The following is a 22,186-nucleotide window of genomic DNA, read 5'->3' as shown; positions in this document are numbered from 1 at the left end:
GCTTCCTGCCGGTATCAAGGCTATGGGGGCCCGGCTGTTGCCGGACCCCCACTAGCTAGTTGAGTTGGTCGGTCTCAGAACTACTTCGCGGTGATGTTGTAGTACTGAATGACACCGTTCCAGCCGCTGTCCACGTTGGTGACGTTCTGGCTCCACACGACCTGGCGTGCGGAGTACCACAGCGGGAGGTTGGGCAGGTCCTGGAACAGGATCTCCTGGGCCTCGGTGAACTTGGCGTTGGCGTCGTCCGTGGACTTGGCACCCAGTCCTTCGTCGAGGAGCTTGTCGAACTCGGGGTTCGAGTAGCCCTCGTAGTTGGCGCTGGCACCAGTCCTCAGGAGCGGGCCGAGGAAGTTGTAGAGCGACGGGTAGTCGGCCTGCCAGCCTGCGCGGGTGAAGCCGGGAAGAGTCTGCGCCTTGCGGAGGTCGAGGATCTCAGCGAACTTGGCGAACGGCTGTCCCTCGGCCTGGATGCCCAGGTTGTTCTTCAGGTTGTTGGCAACAGCGTCGATCCATTCCTTGTTGCCGCCATCGGTGTTGTAGGCGAGCTGGAGGGTCTTGTCCGCCGGCCAGGGGCTGATGGCGTTGGCCTTGTCCCAGGCTTCCTTTGCCTTGGCGGCATCGAACTTAAGGACGTCGGAACCCTCAACGTTCTCGTTGTAGCCATCCACTGCCGGGGAGGTGAAGTCCTTGGCAGGGATGCGGGTGCCGCTGAAGATCACCTTGGTGATCTCGTCGCGGTTGATCGCCATCGAGATGGCCTGACGGCGCAGCTTGCCGGCCTCGCCCTGGAACTCGGGCAGGTAGCCCGGGATGTTCAGGGTGGAGTTGCCGGCGTACGGCTTGTTCAGGTGGTTCTCCGGGAAGTCCGTGGTGTAGGTCTTCAAGGCGTTCGTCGGCAGGACGTCCGTGACGTCCAGGTTGTTGGCCTGGATGTCCGTGTAGGCGGGAGCCGGATCGGTGTAGAACTTGAAGGTCACGCCGCCGTTCTTCGCTACACGGGGGCCGGCGTAGTCCTCGTTCTTGACGAGTTCAATCTGGCTGTCGTGCTGCCAGGCGCCTTCCTTGGCCATCTTGTACGGGCCGTTGCCTACCGGGTTCTCGCCGTAGGCCTTCGGGTCAGCGATCGCCTGGGACGGAAGGGGCATAAAGGCGGTGTAGCCAAGGCGCAGCGGCCAGTCAGCCTCAGGCTGGGTCAGCTTGACTTCAATGGTCGTGTCGTCCTTGAGGACCAGGCCCGAGAGGGTCTGGGCGGTGGGAGCGGGGACCTCGGTCTCGCCTTCCTTCTTGGTGGCGCTGACGGCGTCATAGCCTTCAATCGACTCGAAGAAGCTGCTGTTGGCCTGGGCATTGGTGCTCAGGGCAGCAAAGTTCCAGGCGTCCACGAAGCTCTTGGCAGTGACTTCCTCGCCGTTGGTGAACTTGGTGCCGCTCTTGACCTTGATGGTGTAGTTCTGGCCGTCCGGGGATTCGATGGACTCGGCCAGGGCGTTGACCGACTGGCCGCTGGGGTCGTAGCTGGTCAGGCCTTCGAAGAGAAGTTCGACGACGCGGCCGCCATAAACTTCGTTGGTGTTGGCCGGCATCAGCGGGTTCTGGGGTTCATTGCTGTAAGCGGTGATGACCTTATTGGGGTCGCCAGCCGACTGGCTGGCACCGTCATTGCTGCCGCCTCCAGCGCCGCAGCCGGTCAGGGCGAGTGCGGCGATTGCCACGATGCCCAGTGCTTTGGAAGTGCGCGCAAAACGCATTCCGCCTCCTATGAGTTGTGGGAGAAAACGAGGGGAATAGTGCTTCCCCGCAGGCGAGACGCAGCTATCGAACTGTGACGCAACCTACATATACGAGTAGCCTAACCGCACAAAGTCCAGATACTGGTACTCCGTTGCCAAACCGTGACCGGCTTGAACTGAACGCCTAGTCGGTCAACGGAAGTTGTGCAAGTCACATGCTACTCGCCGGTAGGCACAACAGCGAAATCGGAATGTGAACCGTGCCACGGGACATGCGGCAAGGTATCGAGCTGGCTTCTAGGCCAGCCGCCAGTCCCAGACGTTCCACCAGACGCCAAGGGGGCCCGGGCTTGGTTTTACCCCGGCAATCCGGGCGCTGAAAGCTGTTGTGCCCACGGTCTGGTACAGCGGAAGGCCGTAGGCGTTCTCCCACACCTGCTTATCGATGTCCACCAGGAGCTCGTCCTGTTTGGCCAGGTCAGTGGTTCCGGCGAGTTCTTCCATGGCCCTGTCGGCGTCCCCGTCGGAGAATCCGTTGAAATTGCTGCCGGCGCCGGTACGGAAGATCTGCGGGACGCGGCTGACGCCCACCCCGGTGCCGATCCAGCCGAGCAGGGCTGCGTCGTACCCGCCGCCGCCCAGGGCCCTGGCCCAGTCGGCGTTGCCTTGTCCGGCGTCGACCACCTGGAAGCCGGCCCGTGATGCCGAGTCCCGGATCAGGGCAAAAGCCTCGGCGCGGTTGGGGTTGTCACGGTTGTAGAGGATCCGGACAGTGGGGGTCTCACCATCCAGCAGCGCCTTTGCACCCTCGATGTCCACCTCAGCGTAATCCGCGGATCCGTTGTTCTTCGCGGTGTCTTCGTACTTTGGCTGCCCCGGCAGGAACACGTGCGAGTCGAGGGGTTTTGCATCGGGCAGCAGATCCCCGACGACGGCATCGACAATGGCCTGCCGCGGAACCGTCTTGAGGAATGCCTCCCGGACGTCCTCCCGTGCGAAGGGGCCGGAAAAGCTCAGGTCCAGGTGGTCATACCCGGACTGGTTGTAACGCTCGACGGTGTTGCCCTGTTCAACCAGGCCGGTGAACAGATCATCAGTGCCGGCGGAAGGCTGAGGCGAAATAATGTCCGCCTGACCGTTCCGGAGGGCATCCAAAGCTGCCGGCAGCGCCCCGGTGAACCGGATGTTGATCTCATCGAGCCACGGTTCCTGGCCCCAAATGTAGTCCCGGTTGCGGACGAGCCTCATGGAAACCTCGGGGACGATGTCCCGGACAATATACGGCCCGCTGGAAAGGTAGAGCGAGGGATCATCAGGCAGACCTTTGGTGTCGAATCCGGAGTTCCAGAAGTCGCTGACCTGCTTGAGCGCTGTGTTGACCGCGGGCTCTTCGACATCCCCGCGCGGTGAGTCCTTGATCAGGTCGACGAGGTCTTCCTCATCGTTCAGGCCGCTTTTCGCTGCGACCACGTGGGCCGGCACTCCGACGTCGAACGCCACTTCCCAGTCGGCGTAAGGCTCCGTGTACTCAAGGGTGATGGACCGCCCATCCGAGCCGATCTCGGGAAGAACCGTTCCTGCCAGGCCGCTGGTATCGGCGGCGGTGGAGAAATACTTGGTGCCGGTGCCGGCCATGGGATCGGCGTCGTTGAAGTAGCCGGAGCCGGCAGCCCAGCTCAACAGGAGGTCGCCGGCGTCGATCGCTTCGCCGTCAGACCAGGTGACGCCCTCGTTAACGGTGTACCTCACCTTGAGCGGCTCGTCGGACACCTTTTCGAAGCGTCCGAACTTTTCGTTGCGCACCACGGTGGAGGAGTCGTCCAGGTAGTAGAACCCTGAGTGGGTGATGTGCCCGATCTTGGAGTTGATGTCCGTGTTGCCATCAGTGCTGTACGGGTTGAAGGACGAGAAGGCGTTGACCTCGGCAACGGTGGCGCTGCCACCCCGTTTCGCCTCTCCCACCACCACAGGAGTGGGACCTCCCCCGCCCGAGCAGCCCGAAAGTCCTACGGCTGCAGCTACCGCTGCGGTGATGAACTGCATCAAACGCCTGACCGGCATGCCGCCTCCTGTTTTCCTTCTGCGGGAGGGGCTCCTGGACTTCACAGGATCACGCCCTGTACTCAGGATAGTGCGTGAGGCCCCTTGTTGCCGGTGCCGTCCGCAGCAGCCGTGTTGCCCCCTGTCCTGCGCCCAGCAGGGCTTCAGCACGACGGCGGTGCTCCCGCCGTTTTTCCGGGTCCATGGCTTCGAGCAGGGAGACCACCATCCGGGATCGCGGATTCCGTGCGAAGACCTCCCGGTGGTCATCGATGTCCCAGTCCGTTGCTGTGGTGCAACCGATTAGCGGTGCGCATCTGCCGGCCGCGGGTCCGGTAGGTGGCGCGCATGTATTCACGCCAGCCAATCACCTGCCGGACCAAAGCCTCGGGGGGCTCGGCCGAGACTAGAAGGCGGTGCTGGGCAGATCCTTCTCGCCATCGACGATCGCGGTGATAATCCGCGCTGCAACCCGGTCTGGATCCAGCCCCGCGCCGAATTGCGGCGCTGACCCGGCGATCGGATGATCGGACAGCGCGGTGCCAGTGTGGCCTGGGCGGGCGTCCAGGATTCGGATGCCCGCGCGGCGATACTCGCGCGCCGCTGCGACGACGAAGGCCGCGAGCCCAGCCTTCGACGCCGAGTATGCCGCCAGACCGGCGACGGGTGCCTCGGCGACAACGCCGCTGAGTGTGACAACGAAGGGCTCCCGGCCCTCACGTGCCGAGGCCGCGAGGTAGGGCTGGCTCTGGGTAATGATCTGGATCGGGCTGGTCGTGTTCACAGCGAAGAGTTCGTCCACCGTGGCGGGTTCAAGGTCTGATGCGGCGCCGAAGGCGACGACCCCGGACGCAACCACTAGCCCGTCGAGGCGTCCGTACTGCGCATTCGTATCATCCAGCACCTCCTGGATCACGGAGGGTGCGCGCAGATCGTGCCCAGCAGACTTTGACGACCGGGCGACGATGGCGCCGTTACTCTCCAGCTGAGCGGCGATGCGAGAACCGAGTCCGCCGGTGGCGCCGACTACCAGAACGACCGCACCCTGAAGAGTCGTCATGGGTAGATCCTAGGTCACATGCTGCAGGTAGCCCAGCGTGGGTCGATTGTAGAATCCTCCCATCGCACCAACCAGAGAGGGGCCCATCTGCGGAAGCAGATGGGCCCCTCTAAAATTTCTGTGGGCTAGACGTTGAAGCGGAATTCCACCACATCGCCGTCGGCCATGACATATTCCTTGCCTTCGATCCTGACCTTGCCCCGGGACTTGGCCTCGGCCATGGACCCGGCTTCGACGAGGTCATTGAAGGAAACCACCTCGGCCTTGATGAAGCCGCGCTGGAAGTCAGAGTGGATTACCCCTGCTGCCTGCGGTGCAGTATCCCCCTGGCGGATGGTCCAGGCACGGGTTTCCTTGGGGCCGGCCGTGAGGTAGGTCTGCAGCCCCAGCGTGTGGAAGCCGACGCGCGCCAGCTGGTCCAGTCCGGATTCGTCCTGGCCATTCATTTCCAGCATTTCGCGGGCCTCTTCCTCGTCAAGTTCCACGAGGTCGGCCTCGAGCTTGGCGTCCAGGAAAACGGCGTCCGCCGGGGCAACCATGGCCCGCAGTTCCTCCTGCTTTTCGGGACTGCCCAGGATGGCTTCGTCGGCGTTGAAGACGTAGATGAACGGCTTTGCCGTCAGGAGGCCGAGCTCCTTGAGGTGCTCCATTTCCAGCTTGTCGCTCTTGATGGAAGAGAAGATGGTATCGCCGCGTTCCAGCACCACCTGGGCAGCCTTGATGGCGGCAAGCTCCGCAGCTTCCCGCTTCTTGATCTTGACTTCCTTTTCGATCCGCGGAATGGCGTTCTCGATGGTTTGCAGATCGGCCAGGATGAGCTCGGTGTTGATGGTCTCCATGTCGGAGCGGGGGTCCACTTTGCCATCCACGTGGATAACGTCGGGGTCATCGAACACGCGCACCACCTGGGCAATGGCTTCGGCCTCGCGGATGTTGGCCAGGAACTTGTTGCCCAGGCCTTCGCCCTCGGACGCGCCCTTGACGATGCCGGCGATGTCCACGAACGACACCGGTGCAGGCAGGAGTCGCTGCGAACCGAAGATCTCAGCCAGCTTCTGAAGGCGGGGGTCGGGCAGGTTCACGACGCCGACGTTGGGCTCGATGGTGGCGAATGGGTAGTTCGCCGCCAGCACCTGGTTGCGGGTCAGTGCGTTGAAAAGGGTTGATTTGCCGACGTTGGGCAGTCCGACGATGCCAATAGTAAGAGCCACGAGCATTGATTCTACCCGCAGCAAGCGCCAAGGGGTTCCGGGCAGGAGGGCTGAAATGTCGCTTCCGGGAAATGTCACAGCCCCGTGCGACAGTGAGCACATGGATGCTTTTGCGCTGATACTGGCTTTGTTCATGCTGTTACTGGGGGCCCTGGCGGGCGCTGCAGCCACCTACTTTGCGCTGCGGAAGAACAGCCGCGCCGTGGAGGAGGACTTCGACGCCGTTTCGTCACGGCTTTCGGAGGTGAGCGCCCAGTTTGCCGCGGCCGACGCCGAACGCCGCCTTTTGGCTGCACAGAACCGGGAGCTGGGGGAATCACGGTCCCAGGACGGAAGCGTGCTCCGTGCACTGGCGCCCGTGGCCGAGAAACTGACGGCAGTGCAGCAGCAGGTGGCGCTCCTGGAGCGGGACAGGCTGGAACAGTATGGCCAGCTCGCCCAGCAACTGCAGGAAGCCCGGCTTTCGGACGAGCAACTGATCCGGTCCACCCATGCCCTGGAATCTGCCCTGCGGTCCAACAGTGCGCGCGGGCAGTGGGGAGAGGTCCAGTTGCGGCGCGTGGTGGAGGCCTCCGGGATGCTCCGCCACGTCGACTTCATCGAACAGGTCCACAGCACCGGCGGCGAGTCTTCCGTCCGTCCGGACCTGGTGGTCCAGCTGCCCGGGGAGAAGCAGTTGGTGGTGGATGCAAAGGTCCCGCTGTCGGCCTACCTCGAGGCGCAGGAGCTCGGCGCGTCCATGGATTCCCGGTCGGGGCAGCCCGGGCTGCCCCTGAGCACAGACCGCCGCTCACAGCAGGGGCTCCTGGCTGCCCACGCGAAGGCGTTGCGGGCGCACGTGGACTCATTGAGCAACAAGAAATACTGGGACATCCCCGGCAACTCCCCCGAGCTGGTGATCTGCTTCATCCCGGCCGAATCGATCCTGGCCGCAGCACTCATGGCTGATGCCGAACTCCTGGACCATGCGCTCTCCAGGAATGTTGTCCTGGCGTCGCCCAGCACACTGCTGGCTGTGCTGAAGTCTGTGGCCTTCACCTGGCGGCAGGACGTCCTGACGGACAGCGCCCGCGAGCTGTTCGACCTCGCGAGGCAGCTGTACGACCGGATGGGAACCCTGGGCGAAAATGTCAGCAAGCTGGGGTCTTCGCTGAAGTCGTCCGTGGACCGCTACAACTCCATGGTGGGCACGCTGGAAGCCCGTGTCCTTCCCACTGCCAGGAAGTTGAACACCCTGGAGGAATCGGGCCTGATAACCCCTCCCGTTGTGGAAGTCACTCCGCGCGCACTGGCCGCCCCCGAACTCCAAAGCGAGGACGAGGCCGCCTGAGGCCAGCCCCGGGGTAAGAGCCTCGGGTTAGGAGCTCCAAGGTCAGGACTCCGGGACAACGAAAGGGCCTGGCAGCAACAGCTGCCAGGCCCACCCAGTTTGCTTTCAGCGTCGCCGCCGGCGTTCTTAGCTCCGCGGGCGGCGTCCGCCCAGTGCACGGCTGACATCGCCGGCCTGCTTCAGGGTTGCCCGAAGCTCCTTGGGCAACGAGAACAGGAGGTCCTCTTCGGCTGTGACGACTTCCTCAACGGTGCCGTAGCCGTAGTCGGCCAGCAGGCGCAGCACATCCTGGACCAGCACCTCGGGGACGGACGCCCCGGACGTCACGCCAACCGTTGCGACCCCTTCAAACCAGGCCTCATCAACTTCGTTGGCAAAATCCACCCGGTAGGAGGCCTTGGCCCCGTATTCAAGGGCAACCTCCACCAGCCGAACGGAGTTCGAGGAGTTGGCCGAGCCCACCACGATCACCAGATCTGCCTGGGGGGAAATCTTCTTGATCGCCACCTGGCGGTTGGTGGTGGCATAGCAGATGTCGTCGCTGGGCGGGTCCTGCAGGGTGGGAAAGCGGTCCTTGAGCAGACGGACTGTTTCCATGGTTTCGTCAACGCTGAGGGTGGTCTGTGACAGCCAGATGACCTTTTCCGGATCGCGCACCGTGACCTTGTCCACTTCGTGCGGACCGTTGATGATCTGGATGTGTTCCGGAGCTTCGCCTGCCGTGCCTTCAACTTCCTCGTGGCCGTCGTGGCCGATCAGCAGGATGTCGAAATCGTCCTTGGCGAACCGCACGGCTTCCTTGTGGACCTTGGTCACCAGCGGGCAGGTGGCGTCGATGGTGCGCAGGCCGCGATCCTCAGCGGACTGGACCACCGCCGGCGATACGCCGTGGGCGGAGAAAATCACCAGCGCACCTTCCGGCACTTCGTCCGTCTCGTCAACGAAGATGGCGCCCTTTTCCTCCAGGGAGCTGACCACATGGACGTTGTGCACAATCTGCTTCCGCACATACACCGGAGGGCCATAGTGTTCCAGGGCCTTCTCAACGGCGATGACGGCACGGTCAACACCGGCGCAGTATCCCCGAGGGGCAGCGAGCAGCACCTTCTTGGGTCCGGATACGGGTGCTGCAGCAGCTACTTCCTCAGGAGAGCGGCGCCTACGCGGGATAGTGGGCATCGAAAGGGAAACAGCTGAGGGGGTCATTACTCAATTCTACCGGGTTGCCCGCGCCCGCCTGCGCGGTATGAGGCCGGCCACAACTCCCGCCAGCACCAGTGCGCCGCCGGTGATTGCCGTGGCCCAGGTCCAAGTTTGGAAGTTGGCGGAGGACGCCGCGACAAACTCATTCCTGAACATGTTGGCCACCTCGTTTCCGCTGTCCGTAGCCAGCACGGCAGCGGAGCCTGCCTGCGCGCCGAGCGTCCAGACGGCTGCCAGCAGCAACGCGCCAATTCCTGCGCCCACCAGCACTGTCCAACGCCGGCGGGCAGCCACGAGGGCAAGGAGCAGCGCCACCGCCGATCCGCCGGCCAGCAGGTACCCGGCGGGGGCATAGGTGCGCAGGCGCTCCGTCCATTCCTTTTGCTCGGCCTGGCCCACGCTGATAAGCGTCTGCTCCGGCGGGTCCAGCGGAAGCCTGGTGGCGCGTGAGAGTTCCTCGGAGCCCAGCGCCACCAGAGGAGCGACGTCGAGGGTCAGGGATGAGGCAGGCGCAGAGCCCGGGGTGCCCGCATCCGTCCCCGCGAAACTGAGGCGGTGGCTCTTCCGCAGGGTTTCTTCCCACGCCGCGGGGTAGCCGGGAAGTGCGCTCAGGGACGCCGCGGCGTTCTCCAAGACCGGCCGGACCAGGTCCGAGAGGAAGCCCGGGACGGCGCTGGTGTCGATGGTACCGATGGCAGCCGCCGCCAGTCCTTGCTGGAACTCCGGGTTCCTCCCCAACGGCGCCGCCAGGTCCACGAAGCCCCGCTCCTGGACAATGTTGCGGTCCAGCCAGATGGCTGGAACTGCCACGGCGGCGAGCAGTACGGCCAACACGGTGGCAGCAGCGGAAACAAATGTGCGCACAGCAGGTCCTTCAAGTCGATGGCGGTCCACCCATCCTAGGCGGGCATCCTGACCGGCCACTGTCAGTCCCGGATGCTACAGCTTATGGATAAGGTTGAATGACCGCCGCACAACAGACGAAGGACCCCATGCCCGCAGCTCCGTCCCCGCAAGGGACTTCGCATGTCTGAACAGGCCTCACTACCCGTCCCCGGTCAGCAACTGGCCACGCCCACCACCCTTCCCGCGACGGCGGCTGAAACCACCCCGGACAACCCGTGGCCACTCCAGCTCCTCTCGCAGAAACTGAAAGCCCACATCGACCGCACGCCGTCGGCCTGGGTGGAAGGCCAGGTCATTGAACTGAACCGCCGCGGCAGCAACGCCTACCTCACCTTGCGGGATGTTGACGCGGAAGTTTCGCTGCCGGCCTCGGTGTGGACCAAAGTGCTGGAGCGCCAGAACCTTCCGCTGGAACGCGGTTCCCGTGTGGTGGCCCTGCTGAAGCCCGAGTTCTGGATCAAGACGGGCCGGCTGAACATGCTGGTCAGGGACATCAGGCCGGTGGGCCTGGGCGACCTCCTCGCAAGGATCGAGCGGCTCCGCCAGGCCCTCGCTGCCGAAGGCCTCTTTGCGGACTCCCGCAAGAAGCCGCTGCCCCTGTTGCCCCACCGCATCGGCCTCATCACCGGCCGCGACTCTGACGCGAAAAAGGACATCCTCCGGAACGCCGCCCTGCGCTGGCCCGCAGTGGAGTTTGAGATCCGGGAGGTTGCCGTGCAGGGGAATACGGCTGTAGCGCAGGTGGTGCGCGCGTTGCGGGAGCTGGACGCCCGCCCGGAGGTGGACGTCATTGTCATTGCCCGCGGCGGGGGCGCCCTGGAGGACCTGCTGCCCTTCAACAGCGAAGAACTGATCCGGGCCGTAGCCGCGGCCTCCACTCCCGTGGTGAGTGCCATCGGCCACGAGGCGGACAGGCCGCTGCTGGATGACGTTGCCGATCTACGCGCCTCCACTCCCACAGACGCCGCCAAGCGCATCGTGCCGGAAGTCTCCGAAGAACTGGCAGGGGTACGCCAGGCCCGGGATCAGCTGCGCCGGTGCATGGAGCGCCTCGTGGACAGGGAATCGGACCGCCTGGCCTCCCTTCACTCAAGGCCTGTCATGGCTGCACCCGAAGGCATGGTGACCGTCCGCTCCGAGGAGATTGAGCGGTTGCTCCGACGGTCCTCCGCGGCAGTGAGCTCCACCGTGGTGCGGGCTGCCGACCAGCTGGAGCACCTGAAAGCCCAGGTACGCGCGCTGTCCCCGCAGAAGACGCTCGACCGGGGGTACGCCGTCGTCGAACGCGCCGATGCACTGGCAGCACACTCCGCCAACTCAGGGCACGCCGTGGTGCGCCGCCTGGCGGAGGCGCCGGCGGGAACCCCGCTCTCGGTAAGGGTTGCGGAAGGCCGCTTCGGCGCCACCTCCACGGGCAGGCTTGAACAGCACACATCGGAAACCGGAGACCCCAATGACTGAGCAAAAGCCAGGAAACGACGTCGCAGCGCTGAGCTATGAGGAAGCCCGCGAGCAGCTCATCGCAGTGGTGGGCAGGCTGGAGGCTGGAGGCGCCAGCCTGGAGGAATCCCTCGCACTGTGGGAGCGGGGCGAGGCCTTGGCCGCCCGCTGTGAGGAATGGCTGGAAGGCGCCAGGAAGCGGCTGGCCGCTGCCCGCGACCAGCCGCTTTAACCATTCAGGAACGGAGGATCAACTCCCGCTCGGTGGGGACGTCAAACTCGGCCTTGGGCCACCCAAGGTTCAGTTCGGCCAGTGCCCCCAAGAGCAGCTGCTGCACGGCGATCCGGGCGTACCACTTCTTGTTGGCCGGAACCACGTGCCAGGGCGCGTCCGGAGTGCTCGTTTCATCGAAAGCCGCCTGGTACGCATCCATATAGTCCTCCCAGAACGCCCGCTCGTCGAGGTCGCCCCGGCTGTATTTCCAGTGCTTGGCGGGGTCGTCCAGCCGGGCCAGCAACCGGGCCTTCTGCTCCTCGCCGCTGATGTGGAGCATTACCTTGACGACTTTCGTCCCGGAGTCCCTCAGTCGCGCCTCGAACTCGTTGATAGCCCCATAACGGCGCTTGATTTCATCAGGGCTGGTCCAGCCGTGGACCCGATGGATCAGCACGTCCTCATAATGGGACCGGTCGAAAACGCCTACCATTCCCGCGGCCGGCACTTCCTTCTCGATGCGCCAGAGGAAGTCGTAGGACTTCTCTTCGTCCGTCGGAGCCTTGAACGCCTTGAACTGGACCCCCTGCGGGTCCATGGCTGCCATGACGTGGTTGACAATGCCGCCCTTGCCCGCGGTGTCCATCGCCTGCAGGATCAGCAGGATCCGCTTCCGGCCGCCGAACCGCGACTCGGCAAACAGCTTTTCCTGCAGCTCGCCCAACTCGTCGTCCAGGTCCGCCAGGAGGGCCTTTCCGTCCTCCTTGGCGCCGCTGTAGCCGGGGGTGGAATCGGGGTCAACGCTTGCCAGCGAGAAACCCTCCCCTGCCCGAAGGGTCTCGGAGGGGTGCTGATCGAACTGGACGACGCCGGCCATGAGGGAATCCTTTCCGCGAAGGTGCACGGGCCCCGAGGGCCCGCGTCCACAGGCTAGTTCCCCTGATACCTGCTTAGGAAGTCCCCCATCCGTCCGACGGCCTCTTCGATGTCCTTGACGTTGGGCAGGGTGACCATGCGGAAGTGGTCGGGGCGTACCCAGTTGAAGGCACGGCCGTGGGAAACCAGGATCTTCTGCTCCCGAAGGAGGTCCAGGACAAATTTCTCGTCGTCCCTGATGTGGTAGACCTCCGGGTCCAACCGGGGGAAGAGGTACAGCGCACCGCGTGCCTGTTGGGTGCTGACGCCGGGGATGGCGTTCAGCATGTCGTAGGCCTTGTTGCGCTGTTCCAGGAGGCGGCCGCCGGGCAGGATCAGGTCGTTGATGCTCTGGTAGCCACCCAGCGCCGTCTGGATGGCGTGCTGGGCCGGAACATTTGCGCAGAGACGCATGTTGGCCAGGAGGCTGATGCCCTCGAGGTAATCCGCCGCGTCCTTTTTTGGACCCGAGATGGCCATCCAGCCGGCGCGGTAACCGCATACGCGGTAGGCCTTGGACAAGCCGCTGAAGGTGAGGCACAGGACGTGGTCTCCGGTGAGCTTGGCGAGGTTCAGGTGGACTGCGTCCTCGTACAGGATCTTCTCGTAGATCTCGTCAGCGAAAATCACCAGCCCGTGCTTCTCGGCGAGGGCCACAATCTTCTTCAGCGTCTCTTCGGGGTAGACGGCGCCGGTGGGGTTGTTCGGGTTGATGACCACGATGCCCTTGGTCCGCGGCGTGATCTTGGCTTCCATGTCCTCGAGGTCAGGCTGCCAGCCGGATTCCTCGTCGCAGAGGTAGTGGACCGGCTTCCCGCTGGCGAGCGCCACGGATGCGGTCCACAAGGGGTAGTCAGGCGTGGGGATCAGGACCTCGTCGCCGTCGTCGAGCAGGGCCATCAAGGACATGGTGATGAGTTCGCTGACGCCGTTGCCCAGGTAAATATCATCGACGTGGATGTTCTGGATCCCGCGGGTCTGATAGTACTGCGAGACGGCGGTACGCGCCGAGAATATGCCGCGGGAGTCGCTGTAGCCCTGGGCATGCGGCAGGTGGCGGATCATGTCCACCAGGATGGCGTCCGGCGCTTCGAACCCAAACGGGGCCGGGTTTCCGATGTTCAGCTTGAGGATCCGGTGCCCCTCCGCCTCCATCTGCTGGGCGGCCTGGAGGATCGGTCCACGGATGTCGTAAAGGACGTTGTTGAGCTTCGTGGACTGCTTGAATTCTGCCATTCACTAAATATGCCATAGGAGGGATGCACTTCCGCTGAGACGTCAGCCACACCCGTGCCAGGCACCAACGGCAGGAAATGCCCCGGGCATCACGACGGCGGCTGCCGGACCTGGGAAAGTCCGGCAGCCGCCGTCGTACTGGCACAGCAGGTAAGCGGGCTCCTACTTGACGATGCCCTTGTCCTTGAGCCAGGCCTCGGCCGCTTCCTTTGCACCCTGCTTCTGGTCGCCGCTGACGGCACGGTTGAGGTTGACCAGGTCCTCGGTGGTGAGGATCCGCGAGACAGAGTTGAGCGCTTCCTTCGCCTTGTCCGTCATCTTCGCTTCGTTGTACAGCGGGATGACCTGCTGCGCAATGAAGTTGTTCTTGGGGTCCTCCAGGACCACAAGGTCGTTATCCGCGATGGACGGCGTGGTGGTGTAAATGTCCGCCACCTGCACCTTGTCTTCGAGCAGGGCCTTGAGCGTTACCGGACCTCCGCCGTCGCTGAACGGTTCCAGCTTGCTGGGCTCGCAGTTGTAGTTGCTCTTCAGGCCCGGCAGCCCGTAGGCACGCTCAGCAAAGGTGGCCGGGGCTCCCACCACAATCTCGCTGCAGACCTTGGCCAGGTCCTCGATGGACTTCAGCTGGTACTTCTCGGCGGTTGCCTTGGTGACCACCATGGCGTCCTTGTTTTCGGCCTTGGCCGGCTCCAGGACGGCGAGGCCGGCGGGCAGCTTCTCCGGCAGGGCCTTGGCGATATCATCCGCCGAGACCTCCTTTGCCTCCTTGTCCACATGAAGCAGCAGGTTGCCGGTGTAGTCCGGAATCACGTCAACCGATCCGTCCTGGACGGCCGTGAAATACACCTCGCGCGAGCCGATGTTCGGCTTGGTGGTGGCGGTGACGCCGGACGCATTGAGCGCCCCCGCATACAGCTCGGCGATGATCTGGCTCTCGGGGAAGTCCGCGGAACCGATCACCAGCGAGGTGGCTCCCCCGGACGCGGTGCCGCTGGTTGCCGGGGCGTTGCTCAGCGGATCTGACGATCCGCCGCAAGCGGACAGTGCCATGGCCAGGCCAATTCCGGCGGCTACCCCGCCAAACGTCCGCCTGCCAAAACCTTGTGGTCGGCTTTCTTTCATGACTTACCTCCTTGTGCCACAGTCTCCGCAACAACGGGGTCTGTGAGATCGACCGCAGCCTGCTGGCCGCGGTGGGACTGATTCGAGGCACCTGGTGACAGGAACAACCTCTGGATGAGGGCAAGGACAAGATCGATGCCGATGGCCAGCGCGGCGATCAGCAGTGATCCTCCCAGCATCTGCGGGAAGTCGCTAAGGACGAGTCCGTCGAACAGGTACCGGCCCAGGCCGCCCAGGTTGATGTAGGCCACCACGGAGACAGTGGCGATCACTTGGAGCACGCCGGTCCGGAAGCCGCCGAACATCACCGTCAGGGCGTTGGGAAGTTCGGCCCGGAACAGGACCTGAAGTTCGGTCATCCCCATGGCCCGGGCGGCGTCCACCACGTTGCGGTCCACGCTGGAGATGCCCGCGTACGTGCCGGCGAGAAGGGGCGGCACCGTGAGGATCACCAGCGCCCAGACGGGAGGCATCAGTCCAATTCCGGCCAGCAGGACAAACAGCGTCAGCAGGCCCAGTGTGGGAAGGGCGCGCAGGGCACCGGCAAGAGCCACGATTGCTACCCTCCCCCGTCCTGTGTGGCCGACGTAGAGGCCGACGGGGACGGCGATGGCGGTGGCGATCAGCATCACAAGCCCCGTGTACTGCAGGTGCTCGCCCAATCGTGCGGGAATGCCGGCGCTCCCGGCCCAGTGCAATGGGTCGGCGAGCCAGGCGAAGGTATCGGAGAAGACATTGCTCATTTCGATCCTCCCGCTGGCGCAAGGCTCAGTCCGACGGGATCAGTCGTGCCGGCCCGCCCCGCGTTTCCCCGCTGGCCGGCCCGTTCCCACGGTGTCAGCAGCCGCTCCAGCAGGACCAGGACGGCGTCCATCAGCAGCGCCAGGACCAGGATGGCAATGATGCCCACCACGATTTCCGTCACAAAACCCCGCTGCAGCCCCGAGGTGAAGAGCATGCCCAGGTTGCCGACTCCGAGCAGGGCGGCCACGCTGACAAGCGAGATATTGCTGACGGAAACGACCCGGAGGCCGGCGAAGAGTACGGGCAGGGACAACGGGAGGTCCACGTGCAGGAACCGGGCAAGCGGCTTGTACCCCATGGCGACGGCTGCCTGGCTGACGTCCCCGTCCACCGAGTCGAAGGCATCGAGGGCAGCACGTAACAGCAGGGCCACAGCGTAGATGGTCAGGGCCACCACCACGTTGAGTGGGTCCAGGATCCTGGTCCCCAGGATCGTGGGCAGAATGATGAACAGTGCCAGTGAGGGAATGGTGTAGAGCAGTGACGACGCCGTGAGCACCACCGAGCGAAGCACGGGATGCTGCCGCGCCAGCTGGGCCAGCGGGATGGACACCAGCAGTCCCAGGACCATGGGCACCAGGGCCAGGACCATGTGCTGGCCGGCCCGTTCCAGGACCATGCCGCTGTTGGCAAGGAACCACTCCATCAGAGCGCAGCCTGCCGTACCTGGCGGGCCTCTTCAATGAGGGCCAGGACTTCGCCACCCCTGACGACGCCGAGTACCCGGCCCTCCGGATCCACGGCAACGCCGAGGCCGGACGGCGAGGACAACGCCGCGTCGAGGGCGCGGCGCAGGCTCTCGCCGGGGCGGAAGAGTGATCCGCCGGGAATCAGTCCGGCGGCGGTTCCGGGACCGGTCCAGCCGAGCGGACGCCCGTCGGCATCCACAACGAGCTGCCAGCCGGCGGCGGGATTGGCGTCCAGACTGCCGTCGGGACCACGCACCACGGTCGGCACCTGGTGGACGGCGACGCCGTCGGACGGCGTGAATCCCAGGTGGCGGAACCCGCGGTCCCGTCCCACGAAGGAAGCCACGAAGTCGTTCGCAGGCGCCCTCAGGATTTCCTCCGGAGTGGCATACTGCGCGAGCTTGCCTCCGGTGGCGAAGACGGCCACCTTGTCGCCCAGTGTTGTTGCCTCGTCGATGTCGTGGGTGACAAAGACGATGGTTTTGGCCAGGTCCTTCTGGAGCCTCAGGAGCTCCTGCTGAAGCTCGTCACGGACCACAGGATCCACGGCGCTGAAGGGTTCATCCATCAGGAGGACCGGTGGGTCGGCGGCGAGGGCCCGGGCGACGCCCACGCGCTGTTGCTGGCCGCCGGAGAGCTGCGACGGGTAGCGCTTGGCCAGGGAAGGGGCCAGGCCGACGACGTCGAGCAGTTCCCGGGCGCGTTTCCTTGCGTCGGACTTGGAGACGCCGTTCAGCCTGGGCACGGTGGCGATGTTGTCCAGCACCGAGCGGTGCGGCAAAAGTCCGGAGGACTGCATCACGTACCCCATGGAACGGCGCAACTCAGGAGCCGGGACGGTAGTGACGTCCTTGCCCGCTACCGTGATGACGCCTGACGTGGGCTCCACCATGCGGTTGATCATGCGCAGCGACGTGGTCTTTCCGCAGCCGGAGGGCCCCACAAATACTGTGATGGAACCTGGGCTGATGGACATGGTGAGCTGGTCCACGGCCGGCTGCCCGCCCTGGTACTGCTTGGTGACGCTCTGAAACTCGATCATGGCCTGGTCCATGGTGCGGACTTACCTGTTCTGTTGGACGGCTTCGGAAAGCAACGCGAGATTGTCACAGCACGCTGATAGTTACGGTAGCCGAAACCGGGCGCTGCAACACCTGCAGCACACCCCATTTCCGGCAAAGGAATCCCTACTGTAACCATTCGGTGCCGGCTCCCTACGGGATGGGTAGGTCCTCGGCCGGGGACGGGAGGGACATACCGGAGGGGTGGCAACCCGGCCTAAAGTGGGGAGGTGACCAACTTGGAACTTTCTCCGAAACAGGAAGTCTGCCCGCCGGCGAAACCGGAAGGGAGCTCCGGCCCCTGCCTGCAGCTGTGGCCTGAACGCGAAGTACCGCTGGGCGGGGTGCGTGCCATGAATGTCCAGCGGACGTTGCCCCAGCGTGGGCTTCCCACCATCGGCGCCTGGTGTTTCCTGGACAGCTTCGGCCCGGACCGCACGGCGATGTCGGTGCTTCCGCACCCGCATATCGGGCTGCAGACGGTGACCTGGCCGCTGGCCGGGACCATCCGGCACCGGGACAGCGTGGGCAGCGACGTGGTGGTGCGCCCCGGCGAGCTGAACATCATGACGGCGGGACACGGGGTTTCCCATTCGGAGTTCGCAGTGCTTCCGCCGGCAGGCGGACTGCCCCTGCAGCGCGGCCTCCAGCTCTGGGTTGCCCTGCCGGATGGGGAACGGCACCGTCAGCCGGCGTTCGAGCAGCACCGGGACCTTCCGAAGGCAGCCGGCGAGGGTTTTACCGCCACGGTGATGGTGGGCGAACTCGGCGCTGCGGTCTCGCCGGCAACGATGTATTCCCCGATCGTGGGAGCTGATGTTTCCTGCGAAGGCAGTGCCGTACTCCCACTCAACGAGCACTTTGAACACGGCATCCTGGTGCTCGACGGCGGGCTGACGCTGGACGGACAGGAACTTCCACCCGGGCCGCTGGGCTACCTTGGCACGGGCCGGAGGGAACTGCAGCTGCAGGCGAAGCCCGGTACGCGTTTCCTCCTGATCGGCGGAGAGCCCTTGCAGGAGGAACTGCTGATGTGGTGGAACTTCGTGGGACGGACGCACGAGGAAGTCGAGCAGGCCCGGGATGCGTGGGAAGCGCAGGCTGCGCTTCCCGACGGGGAGATGGCAGCGGCCCGGTACGGCCTGGTCCCCGGGCACGGTCCTGACGCCGGTGCGGAAGCCGGCCGCATCCCTGCTCCCCCGCTGCCTGCCGTCCGCCTCACTCCCCGTAAGCGGTCCGTGTAAGAGCCCGTAGCGGCCGGACGCGCCGGCAGGGCGCGCCACGTTGTGGGCGCGTCCCGCTTATGCCAGCTGTCAGGCCTGTTCTGCCAGCAGCTGCAGCACACCGAAGACGGGTTCCTGGTCAAGGACCCGAACATTTGTGACCCCCGCTCCCGCAAGGTGCCGGCGGAAGGCGCCCTGGAGGGGTACCACGTTCATGCCCAGCCCGCCGCCCAGGATGACGGGTCCCGGGATCTCCAGCTGCTGCAGCACCTGCAGGGCCAGCCCGGCCAGGTCCTGGCCTGCCTGCTCCAGGAGTTCCCCGCTTGCCGGATGTCCCGCCGCTGCGGCCTCCACTACATGCCGGGCCTGCTGCGCCCAGAAACGGCGGCCGGTGTCCGGGGAGTGGAACTGCGCAATGAGGCGGTTCGGATGGTCCACTCCGCAGGATGCCAGCAGCGCGGCAGTCAGCTGGTCCACCGGGAGTCCCTGGTTCATCCGCCGCAGGCTGTGCCGCACCGCTTCCCGTCCCAGCCAGTAACCACTGCCTTCGTCACCCAGCAGGTGACCCCAGCCTCCCGCCCTGGCCTCGCTGCCGTCGGCGTTCCTGCCCCACGCTGCCGAACCGGTGCCGGCGATCACCGCGACGCCCGTGCTGGCGTGGCCCGCAGCAAGGAGCAGCCGCGAGTCATGCACCACCGTGATGTGCGCGCCGGGAACATGCGGTTCGATCAGCCCGGCGAGGGCTGCGGCGTCCTCTTCGGTGTCGATGCCGCCGGATCCGGCATACACGTGGGCCACCGTTCCCCCGCCGATCCTGCCGAAGAGGCTGGCCAGGTTGCGGGCCGCTTCATCACGCGTGACGTTTTGGACGTTCGAACTCCCCGCAGACTCATCGGCCACCGGGACCCCGTTGTCAAACCGGATGCCGTGTGTTTTCGTTCCGCCGATGTCCAGGCCGATAATCACCCCGCCGGGCGGATTGGACGGTGGGATCAGTGTGGCAGCGGGCCGGGCAAGGGGATTTTCGGTGTTCGTCACGTCACAAGGGTACTGGGCAGAAAGGTATTGAAGGCTAGGACCCGTCGTCGTGCGGACCGGCCAGCCGGGACCGCCGTTCCACCAGACCGGCCAGGAGCCCGGGTCCGTCTGTGAGGACCATTTGGCGGAACAGCCGGACGGCAGCCGGTTCAACCTCTGCCTTTCGCTGCCGCCAGCTCAGGCCGACGTCGCGGAAGGCCAAAGCCGAGTCAAGGGGCACCTCAATCCAGCCCAGGTTGCCTGTCTCCGCGCTGACGTTCCGGCCGGGGGCGTCCCCGCCGGGTGGCAGGATGCTGACGCCGAGTCCGGCGGAGACGAGGCCCCGGACGGTGTGGGAGTCCTGGCTTTCAAAGGCGATGCGGGGACGGTATCCCGCCTCACGGAACAGGGCATCGGTCAGCGAGCGCATGCCATAACCGGGGCCGAGTGCAACAAACGCTTCGGAGCGGATGTCCGCGATGGACGCCACGGGCCTGCCCGCGAGCGCATGGCTGTGGTGGACCACCAGGCGCAGGGGTTCACGGTAGAGCGGGGCGGAGAGAAGGCTCTTGCCCGCAGTTGCCACCGGCGCGGTGAGCGCCAGGTCGGATTCGCCCGCCGAGAGCTCAGCGAGGCAGGAGTCGCGCGCTCCCTGGCTCAGTGTGAATACGGCGCCGGGGTGGCGGCTGCGGAAGGCGCTGATGAGGAGCGGGAGCGTGGACTCGCCGAAGGTGTGCTGGAACGAGACGGAGATCCTGCCGCGGACAACGTCAGACTCGTTGCGGACCAGGTCCAGCCCTGCCTGGAACTCCGTCAGTGCCCGCTCGATGTAGGGCAGCAGTGACCGGGCAGCCGGGGTGAGTCGGACACCCCTGCCGTCCCTGACCAGGAGTTCGGTACCCACGACGGCGCTGGCCCGCGCCAGCGCCCTGCTCACCGTGGACTGGGGTACTCCGAGGAGTTCGGCGGTTTCGGTGACATGTTCCGTCCGGCCCAGCTCGGCCAGCAGCGGCAGGAGCGGAAGAAGCTGCACCAGCTGCTTGTGGTCGGGCTCCATAGGTCCTTCCTGGTTCCAGGGGTGGCGGGCATCGTTCCGGATTCGCTATGAGTCTGGCACAAAAGATGCATTGGAGGCAGGCGTTGGGCCGGGTCTACTCTTGCCAGATGCCACACTTCCTCCCGCAGCCCGGTCAGCAAACGTCCCCGCCGGGCTGGGAGGGGCACGCGAAAGGTTCGACGGCGTACGGCCGGATCATTGCCGGCCTGGCCTTTGCCGGGGTGGCGACCTTTGCCCAGCTGTATTCCACCCAGGCCGTCCTGCCGCTCCTTGCCTCGGATTTGCAGATCACGGCCGCAGAAGCCGCGCTGACCATCTCACTGGCTACGGTAGGGCTGGCCGTCACGGTGATCCCCTGGTCCTTCCTTGCGGACAGGATAGGCAGGGTCAAGGCCATGACGTGGGGAATTTCCGTGGCAACCGTGCTGGGCCTGCTTGTTCCGCTGTCCACCAGCTTTGCCATGCTGCTTAGCCTGCGGCTCCTCGAGGGGATGGCACTCGGAGGGATTCCGGCCATCGCCATCGCCTACCTCAACGAGGAGGTCACCAAGGCCCATGCCGCAGTGGCAGCAGGAAGCTACGTAGCAGGCACCACGCTCGGCGGCCTGGCCGGCCGCCTGGTGGCCGGGCCCGCCGGGGAGTTGTGGGGCTGGCGTGCCGCGGCACTGGCCGTTTCCGTCCTGGCCACGCTCGCCGCCGTCGCCTTCCTGGTGCTGGTGCCGCGGGCCCAGGGATTCACTGCTGCGAAGGCCCCCGGATTCCGTGGAGCTGCCCGCACCCTCGGCGGACATCTTCGCAACATCCGGCTGCTCGCCCTCTATATCCAGGCTTTCCTGATGATGGGCGGCTTCGTGGCCGTCTACAACTACCTCGGGTTCCGGCTCTCGGGCGAGCCCTTTGGCCTGCCCACCACGGTCATCAGCCTGATTTTCCTTGCCTACCTTTCCGGGACCGTCTCCTCCCGCTGGGCAGCCGGGCTGACCATGCGTTTCGGCCGCCGCAATGTACTGCTCGCCGGGCTGGCCCTCTCGACGGCGGGCCTCGCCCTCACGCTGACCGCGTCACTTGTGCTGATCCTCGCGGGGCTGGTGGTTTTCACGGGCGGCTTCTTCGCCGCGCACAGTATCGGTGCGGGCTGGACGGGCGCCATTGCCACCACCGGGCGTGCCCAGGCAGCCTCGCTCTATAACCTGGCCTACTACTTGGGATCGAGTCTCATCGGCTGGGCCGGCGGCCTGCTCTTCCAGTCCTATGGCTGGGACGCCCTGGCGGCGGCCGTCATGATCCTCGCCTGCCTCACTGCGGTGACTGTCGCCGTCGTCCACTCGAAGGCAGCCGGCAGCGCCGCCGCCTGAACGCGGGCCCCGGGCGTCTAGGATAAACGCAGGAACTTTGTAAGGAGCCGCCGTGAGCACGAATGCCAGGAACGTCAGGCCGGGAGTGCATCTGGAGCCCCTTGATGCCATCGACGAACGGCTTCTTGCCGCGTTGGTGGAGGACGCAAGGATCTCGAACAAGCAGCTTGCGGAACTCGTGGGCATCGCCCCCTCCACAGCCCTGATGCGGACCCGTGCGCTCACGGAGCGGGGGATCGTGCAGGGTTTCGAGGCGAAGCTCAACCTGTCATCCATCGGCAGGTCGGTGCAGGCACTGGTTGCTGTGCGGCTGAGGGCGCACGACCGGGACCAGATCGACCGCTTCACGGCGCGCGTCCCCCACCTCCCGGCAGTGCTGTCCACGTTCCATACCTCGGGTTCGGTGGATTACCTGCTGCACATTGCCGTTGCCACCACCGAGGATCTTCGGGACTGGGTGCTGGACAACCTGGCCACCGATCCGGTGGTTGGCCACACGGAAACCACATTGGTGTTCGAGCACATCCAGGGCAACCACGGGCCGCTCCCGGAGTAGCAGGGCCTGTG

The 22,186-nt window shown here is 65.2% G+C and carries 20 protein-coding genes; 6 read left to right on the top strand and 14 right to left on the bottom strand.

The window, feature by feature from the left end; all coding sequences use genetic code 11:
* Window positions 1-80: 80 nt before the first annotated feature.
* The 4 genes from M1D32_RS06770 to ychF form a co-directional block, all read right to left on the bottom strand.
* A complete protein-coding gene (locus M1D32_RS06770; RefSeq protein WP_458781512.1) occupies window positions 81-1,751 on the bottom strand; it encodes a peptide ABC transporter substrate-binding protein in 1,671 nt (556 codons plus the stop codon).
* 279 nt (window positions 1,752-2,030) lie between these two features.
* Complete coding sequence (locus tag M1D32_RS06765) at window positions 2,031-3,794, bottom strand: ABC transporter family substrate-binding protein (protein WP_458781511.1); 1,764 nt, start codon at window positions 3,792-3,794, stop codon at window positions 2,031-2,033.
* 385 nt (window positions 3,795-4,179) lie between these two features.
* Entirely contained in the window at window positions 4,180-4,833 is a 654-nt protein-coding gene (locus tag M1D32_RS06760) for an SDR family NAD(P)-dependent oxidoreductase (protein WP_458781510.1), read from the bottom strand.
* A gap of 125 nt (window positions 4,834-4,958) precedes the next feature.
* On the bottom strand, window positions 4,959-6,044 hold the full coding sequence (gene ychF / locus M1D32_RS06755) for a redox-regulated ATPase YchF (protein ID WP_163162110.1): 1,086 nt from the start codon (window positions 6,042-6,044) through the stop codon (window positions 4,959-4,961).
* Window positions 6,045-6,144: 100 nt separating this feature from the next.
* Here ychF and M1D32_RS06750 point away from each other — a divergent pair, with 100 nt between their 5' ends.
* The gene (locus tag M1D32_RS06750) at window positions 6,145-7,374 is read left to right on the top strand and encodes a DNA recombination protein RmuC (RefSeq protein ID WP_458781509.1); all 1,230 of its coding nucleotides are present in this window, start codon (window positions 6,145-6,147) and stop codon (window positions 7,372-7,374) included.
* A gap of 126 nt (window positions 7,375-7,500) precedes the next feature.
* On the opposite strand, the gene M1D32_RS06745 is transcribed toward M1D32_RS06750, so the two are convergent.
* Entirely contained in the window at window positions 7,501-8,580 is a 1,080-nt protein-coding gene (locus M1D32_RS06745; protein WP_458781508.1) for a 4-hydroxy-3-methylbut-2-enyl diphosphate reductase, read from the bottom strand.
* Window positions 8,581-8,589: 9 nt separating this feature from the next.
* Window positions 8,590-9,441: a hypothetical protein gene (locus M1D32_RS06740; protein ID WP_458781507.1), complete on the bottom strand. Its 852-nt coding sequence runs from the start codon at window positions 9,439-9,441 to the stop codon at window positions 8,590-8,592.
* A gap of 162 nt (window positions 9,442-9,603) precedes the next feature.
* On the opposite strand from M1D32_RS06740, the gene xseA reads away from it, so the two are divergent.
* Together xseA and M1D32_RS06730 are read left to right on the top strand one after the other, a co-directional pair.
* Window positions 9,604-10,944 carry an exodeoxyribonuclease VII large subunit gene (xseA, locus tag M1D32_RS06735; RefSeq protein ID WP_458781506.1) on the top strand — a complete coding sequence of 447 codons (1,341 nt, stop codon included), beginning with the start codon at window positions 9,604-9,606 and terminating at the stop codon, window positions 10,942-10,944.
* The gene (locus M1D32_RS06730) at window positions 10,937-11,155 is read left to right on the top strand and encodes an exodeoxyribonuclease VII small subunit (protein ID WP_163162100.1); all 219 of its coding nucleotides are present in this window, start codon (window positions 10,937-10,939) and stop codon (window positions 11,153-11,155) included. Before xseA ends, M1D32_RS06730 begins: the two co-directional genes overlap by 8 nt.
* 4 nt (window positions 11,156-11,159) lie before the next feature.
* Here the strand turns inward: M1D32_RS06730 and M1D32_RS06725 are convergent, their stop codons facing one another.
* The 6 genes from M1D32_RS06725 to M1D32_RS06700 all read right to left on the bottom strand — a co-directional run bounded on the left by M1D32_RS06725 (window position 11,160) and on the right by M1D32_RS06700 (window position 16,960).
* A complete protein-coding gene (locus M1D32_RS06725; RefSeq protein WP_458781505.1) occupies window positions 11,160-12,014 on the bottom strand; it encodes a polyphosphate kinase 2 family protein in 855 nt (284 codons plus the stop codon).
* 53 nt (window positions 12,015-12,067) lie between these two features.
* Complete coding sequence (locus tag M1D32_RS06720; RefSeq protein WP_458781504.1) at window positions 12,068-13,288, bottom strand: pyridoxal phosphate-dependent aminotransferase; 1,221 nt, start codon at window positions 13,286-13,288, stop codon at window positions 12,068-12,070.
* A gap of 162 nt (window positions 13,289-13,450) precedes the next feature.
* Window positions 13,451-14,413 carry an ABC transporter substrate-binding protein gene (locus M1D32_RS06715; RefSeq protein ID WP_458781503.1) on the bottom strand — a complete coding sequence of 321 codons (963 nt, stop codon included), beginning with the start codon at window positions 14,411-14,413 and terminating at the stop codon, window positions 13,451-13,453.
* Complete coding sequence (locus M1D32_RS06710) at window positions 14,410-15,156, bottom strand: ABC transporter permease (protein ID WP_458781502.1); 747 nt, start codon at window positions 15,154-15,156, stop codon at window positions 14,410-14,412. Before M1D32_RS06710 ends, M1D32_RS06715 begins: the two co-directional genes overlap by 4 nt.
* Complete coding sequence (locus M1D32_RS06705; RefSeq protein ID WP_458781501.1) at window positions 15,153-15,863, bottom strand: ABC transporter permease; 711 nt, start codon at window positions 15,861-15,863, stop codon at window positions 15,153-15,155. The genes M1D32_RS06710 and M1D32_RS06705 overlap by 4 nt, the downstream gene beginning before the upstream one ends.
* A complete protein-coding gene (locus M1D32_RS06700; RefSeq protein WP_458781500.1) occupies window positions 15,863-16,960 on the bottom strand; it encodes an ABC transporter ATP-binding protein in 1,098 nt (365 codons plus the stop codon). The genes M1D32_RS06705 and M1D32_RS06700 overlap by 1 nt, the downstream gene beginning before the upstream one ends.
* Window positions 16,961-17,197: 237 nt before the next feature.
* Here M1D32_RS06700 and M1D32_RS06695 point away from each other — a divergent pair, with 237 nt between their 5' ends.
* Window positions 17,198-18,211, top strand: a complete 1,014-nt coding sequence (locus M1D32_RS06695; RefSeq protein WP_458781499.1) for a pirin family protein — start codon at window positions 17,198-17,200, stop codon at window positions 18,209-18,211.
* Between the two features lie 69 nt (window positions 18,212-18,280).
* Here M1D32_RS06695 and M1D32_RS06690 read toward each other — a convergent pair whose 3' ends face one another.
* Together M1D32_RS06690 and M1D32_RS06685 are read right to left on the bottom strand one after the other, a co-directional pair.
* Complete coding sequence (locus M1D32_RS06690) at window positions 18,281-19,228, bottom strand: N-acetylglucosamine kinase (RefSeq protein WP_458781498.1); 948 nt, start codon at window positions 19,226-19,228, stop codon at window positions 18,281-18,283.
* A 34-nt stretch (window positions 19,229-19,262) separates the two neighbouring features.
* Window positions 19,263-20,264, bottom strand: a complete 1,002-nt coding sequence (locus tag M1D32_RS06685; protein ID WP_458781497.1) for a LysR family transcriptional regulator — start codon at window positions 20,262-20,264, stop codon at window positions 19,263-19,265.
* 107 nt (window positions 20,265-20,371) lie between these two features.
* Between M1D32_RS06685 and M1D32_RS06680 the strand changes: the two genes are divergently transcribed.
* Both M1D32_RS06680 and M1D32_RS06675 read left to right on the top strand, forming a co-directional pair.
* Window positions 20,372-21,619, top strand: a complete 1,248-nt coding sequence (locus M1D32_RS06680; protein WP_458781496.1) for an MFS transporter — start codon at window positions 20,372-20,374, stop codon at window positions 21,617-21,619.
* 52 nt (window positions 21,620-21,671) lie between these two features.
* Window positions 21,672-22,175 (top strand): Lrp/AsnC family transcriptional regulator, encoded by a 504-nt coding sequence (locus tag M1D32_RS06675; protein ID WP_307094416.1) that lies wholly within the window; start codon window positions 21,672-21,674, stop codon window positions 22,173-22,175.
* Window positions 22,176-22,186 lie beyond the last annotated feature (11 nt).

The organism is Arthrobacter sp. D3-16 (assembly GCF_054408515.1).
The sequence above is the reverse complement of the archived record's forward strand: the minus strand, read 5'-3'. Positions and strand labels throughout refer to the sequence as shown.

What these genes read in the sequence shown, in the direction of transcription:
- M1D32_RS06770 (WP_458781512.1), bottom strand. Translation starts at nt 1,751, where the DNA reads ATGCGTTTTGCGCGCACTTCCAAAGCACTGGGCATCGTGGCAATCGCC.
- M1D32_RS06765 (WP_458781511.1), bottom strand. Translation starts at nt 3,794, where the DNA reads ATGCCGGTCAGGCGTTTGATGCAGTTCATCACCGCAGCGGTAGCTGCA.
- M1D32_RS06760 (WP_458781510.1), bottom strand. Translation starts at nt 4,833, where the DNA reads ATGACGACTCTTCAGGGTGCGGTCGTTCTGGTAGTCGGCGCCACCGGC.
- M1D32_RS06750 (WP_458781509.1), top strand. Translation starts at nt 6,145, where the DNA reads ATGGATGCTTTTGCGCTGATACTGGCTTTGTTCATGCTGTTACTGGGG.
- M1D32_RS06745 (WP_458781508.1), bottom strand. Translation starts at nt 8,580, where the DNA reads ATGACCCCCTCAGCTGTTTCCCTTTCGATGCCCACTATCCCGCGTAGG.
- xseA (WP_458781506.1), top strand. Translation starts at nt 9,604, where the DNA reads ATGTCTGAACAGGCCTCACTACCCGTCCCCGGTCAGCAACTGGCCACG.
- M1D32_RS06730 (WP_163162100.1), top strand. Translation starts at nt 10,937, where the DNA reads ATGACTGAGCAAAAGCCAGGAAACGACGTCGCAGCGCTGAGCTATGAG.
- M1D32_RS06725 (WP_458781505.1), bottom strand. Translation starts at nt 12,014, where the DNA reads ATGGCCGGCGTCGTCCAGTTCGATCAGCACCCCTCCGAGACCCTTCGG.
- M1D32_RS06720 (WP_458781504.1), bottom strand. Translation starts at nt 13,288, where the DNA reads ATGGCAGAATTCAAGCAGTCCACGAAGCTCAACAACGTCCTTTACGAC.
- M1D32_RS06715 (WP_458781503.1), bottom strand. Translation starts at nt 14,413, where the DNA reads ATGAAAGAAAGCCGACCACAAGGTTTTGGCAGGCGGACGTTTGGCGGG.
- M1D32_RS06710 (WP_458781502.1), bottom strand. Translation starts at nt 15,156, where the DNA reads ATGAGCAATGTCTTCTCCGATACCTTCGCCTGGCTCGCCGACCCATTG.
- M1D32_RS06705 (WP_458781501.1), bottom strand. Translation starts at nt 15,863, where the DNA reads ATGGAGTGGTTCCTTGCCAACAGCGGCATGGTCCTGGAACGGGCCGGC.
- M1D32_RS06700 (WP_458781500.1), bottom strand. Translation starts at nt 16,960, where the DNA reads ATGGACCAGGCCATGATCGAGTTTCAGAGCGTCACCAAGCAGTACCAG.
- M1D32_RS06685 (WP_458781497.1), bottom strand. Translation starts at nt 20,264, where the DNA reads ATGGAGCCCGACCACAAGCAGCTGGTGCAGCTTCTTCCGCTCCTGCCG.
- M1D32_RS06680 (WP_458781496.1), top strand. Translation starts at nt 20,372, where the DNA reads ATGCCACACTTCCTCCCGCAGCCCGGTCAGCAAACGTCCCCGCCGGGC.